At 71.3% G+C, this 2738-nt stretch carries 4 protein-coding genes; all 4 read left to right on the plus strand.

Annotated elements, in window-relative coordinates; translation table 11 throughout:
* The first annotated feature begins 10 nt into the window (after nt 1–10).
* Genes AC3XYG_RS10260 through AC3XYG_RS10275 form a run of 4 tightly spaced genes read left to right on the plus strand, consistent with a single transcriptional unit; the run spans nt 11 to nt 2660 of the window.
* Nucleotides 11–115 (plus strand): ABC transporter ATP-binding protein, encoded by a 105-nt coding sequence (locus AC3XYG_RS10260; RefSeq protein WP_489139731.1) that lies wholly within the window; start codon nt 11–13, stop codon nt 113–115.
* A gap of 2 nt (nt 116–117) precedes the next feature.
* Nucleotides 118–825 carry a phosphonate C-P lyase system protein PhnL gene (gene phnL, locus AC3XYG_RS10265; protein WP_489139728.1) on the plus strand — a complete coding sequence of 236 codons (708 nt, stop codon included), beginning with the start codon at nt 118–120 and terminating at the stop codon, nt 823–825.
* On the plus strand, nt 822–1955 hold the full coding sequence (locus AC3XYG_RS10270) for an alpha-D-ribose 1-methylphosphonate 5-triphosphate diphosphatase (protein ID WP_489139729.1): 1134 nt from the start codon (nt 822–824) through the stop codon (nt 1953–1955). Before phnL ends, AC3XYG_RS10270 begins: the two co-directional genes overlap by 4 nt.
* 3 nt (nt 1956–1958) lie before the next feature.
* On the plus strand, nt 1959–2660 hold the full coding sequence (locus AC3XYG_RS10275) for a DUF1045 domain-containing protein (RefSeq protein ID WP_489139730.1): 702 nt from the start codon (nt 1959–1961) through the stop codon (nt 2658–2660).
* The last annotated feature ends 78 nt before the right edge of the window (nt 2661–2738 follow it).

Below are 2738 nucleotides of genomic sequence, written 5' to 3' on the forward strand. Positions count from 1 at the left end.
GCTGATGGTGATGCGGCACGGGCGGGTGGTCGAGACCGGGCTGACCGACCAGGTGCTGGACGACCCGCAGCACCCCTACACCCAGCTCCTCGTCTCCTCCGTCCTGCAGGTCTGACCATGCCGCACACGACTCCGATGATCGAGGTCTCCGGCCTGTCCAAGACCTTCGTTCTGCATAACCAGGGTGGGGTAAAGTTGCAGGTGTTCGACGGCGTCGACTTCACCGTCAGCGCCGGCGAATGCGTCGTGCTCGGCGGTCCGTCCGGCGCGGGCAAGAGCACCTTCATGCGCAGCCTGACCGGCAACTACCTGGCCTCGGCCGGCACCATCCGCATCCGGCATGACGGCCAGCCGGTCGACATCACCACCGCCACGCCGCGCAAGATCCTGGAGATTCGGCGCCACACGCTCGGCTATGTCAGCCAGTTCCTGCGGGTGATCCCGCGGGTGCCGACGGTTGAGATCGTCAAGGAACCCATGCTGGCCTCCGGGGTGGAGGAGGGCGAGGCCGACCGGCGCGCCCGCACCCTGCTGGCCCGGCTCAACCTGCCGGAAAACCTGTGGGCCCTACCGCCCGCCACCTTCTCCGGCGGCGAACAGCAGCGGGTCAATCTCGCGCATGGCTTCGCGATGGAGTATCCCATCCTGCTGCTCGACGAGCCGACGGCCTCGCTCGACGCCGAGAACCGGCGCGTGGTCATCGATCTGATCGAGGAAGCCAAGGCCCGCGGCGCCGCCATCGTCGGGATCTTCCACGACACGGCGGTGCGCGACCGGGTGGCGACCCGGATTTTCGATGTCACGCTCTACAAGGCGGCCGCATGACCACGGATCTGATCTTCTCGAACGCCCGGATCGTCACCCCCGAGGCCATTGTTCCCGGCACGCTGCGCGTCGCCGGCGACCGCATCGCCGCGATCGACGAGGGCCCGTCCCAAACCGGCGAGGATCTGGACGGGGACTACCTGATCCCCGGGCTGATCGACCTGCACACCGACCATCTGGAGCGGCATGTGGCGCCGCGGCCGGGGGTGATGTGGAACAACGTCTCGGCGGCGCTGGCGCATGATGCCCAGGTCGCCACCGCCGGCATCACCACCGTGTTCGACAGCCTGTCGCTGATGGGCGAGAGCAAGGGCGTGCCGCGCGGCAAGCTGCTGCGGCCGATGGTCGACGGGCTGGAGGCGGCGCGGCGCCAGGACATGCTGCGGTCCGAGCACTTCCTGCATCTGCGCTGCGAGGTCGCCGACCCCCACGTGCTCGACTACCTCTCGGTGCTGGTCGAGGACCCGGCGGTTCGGCTGCTGTCGATCATGGACCACACGCCGGGGCAGCGGCAGTACGTCCAGGTCGAGAAATGGCGCCAGGCCAACCGGCACCGCTACAATGACGCGGAGCTGGATGTGCTGATGCAGGAACGCCAGGCGGCGCAGGAGATCCATGCCGACCGGCACCGCCATGCCATCGCCGACATCGCCGCCCGCCGCGGCCTGTCGCTGGCCAGCCATGACGACGAGACGCCGGCCCATGTCGAGGAGGCGGTGGCGCTCGGCGTCGCCATCTCCGAATTCCCGACCACGACGGTCGCGGCCGAGGCGGCACGCCGGCATGGCCTGTCGATCCTGATGGGCGCGCCGAACGTGGTGCGCGGCGGGTCGCACAGCGGCAATGTCGGTGCCGCCGACCTGGCCGCGGCCGGGCTGCTCGACATCCTCGCCTCCGATTATGTGCCGATCAGCATGCTGCATGCCGTCTGCATGCTGGCCGAGGCGCCGGTCGGGCTTGGCCTGCCGCAGGCGGTGGCGCTGGTCAGCGCCAACCCGGCCAAGGCGGTGGGGCTGGCCGACCGCGGCGCGATCGCGCCGGGGCTGCGCGCCGATCTGGTGCGCTTCCGGCTGGTCGATGGCGTGCCGCATATCCGCAGCGTGTGGCGTGCCGGCAAGCGGGTCGCCTGAGCCATGACTGCACGCTACGCGATCTACTTCGCACCGCCGCCCGCATCCCCCCTGGCGGAGCTGGGGGCCGGGCTACTCGGCCGCGATGCGGAGACCGGCGGGGCCCGGCCGCAGCCGCGGCTCGACGGCATCGATCCGGACCGGCTGCGGGCGATCACCGAGGACGCCCGGCACTACGGCTTCCACGCCACGCTGAAGGCGCCGTTCCCACTCGTGGACGGCGTCTCCGGTGCAGCGCTGCACGACGCGGCGGCGTCCTTCGCCGCGGGCCGGGCACCGGCCATCGGCCCGGCGCTGGCGCTGGCCTCGATCGGCGGCTTCCTGGCGCTGGTGCCCTCGGCCGCGGCGCCGGCGGTGCATGCCCTGGCCGATGCCTGCGTCGAGGCCTTCGACCGCTTCCGCGCGCCGCTCTCGGCCGCCGAGCTGGAACGCCGGCGCCGGTCGCCGCTGACGCCGCCGCAGGACCGCCACCTCGAACGCTGGGGCTATCCCTATGTGTTCGAGGAGTTCCGCTTCCACATGACCCTGACCGCGCGGCTGACCGACGCCGCGGAGCATGAACGGGTCCGCACCATGCTGGCGGAGCGCACCGCCCCGGTCTGCCGCGATCCGCTGGTGATCGACGCGATCGCGGTGTTCGAGCAGGCGGACCGCCAGGCGCCGTTCCGCATCACCGGCCGCTATCCGCTGCTGGGGGTGGCGTAGCCGATTCAGTGCGACGCCGGCGCCCCGGACTGGCGCAGCGGATGGGCGCGGGCGAAGGCGTCCAGGGACAGGCAGGCC

This window comes from Inquilinus sp. (assembly GCF_057815775.1).

Bases quoted from the DNA above. Each gene is read 5' to 3' on its own strand.
- AC3XYG_RS10260 (WP_489139731.1), top strand. From the start codon at position 11: ATGCGGCACGGGCGGGTGGTCGAGACCGGGCTGACCGACCAGGTGCTG.
- AC3XYG_RS10270 (WP_489139729.1), top strand. From the start codon at position 822: ATGACCACGGATCTGATCTTCTCGAACGCCCGGATCGTCACCCCCGAG.
- phnL (WP_489139728.1), top strand. From the start codon at position 118: ATGCCGCACACGACTCCGATGATCGAGGTCTCCGGCCTGTCCAAGACC.
- AC3XYG_RS10275 (WP_489139730.1), top strand. From the start codon at position 1,959: ATGACTGCACGCTACGCGATCTACTTCGCACCGCCGCCCGCATCCCCC.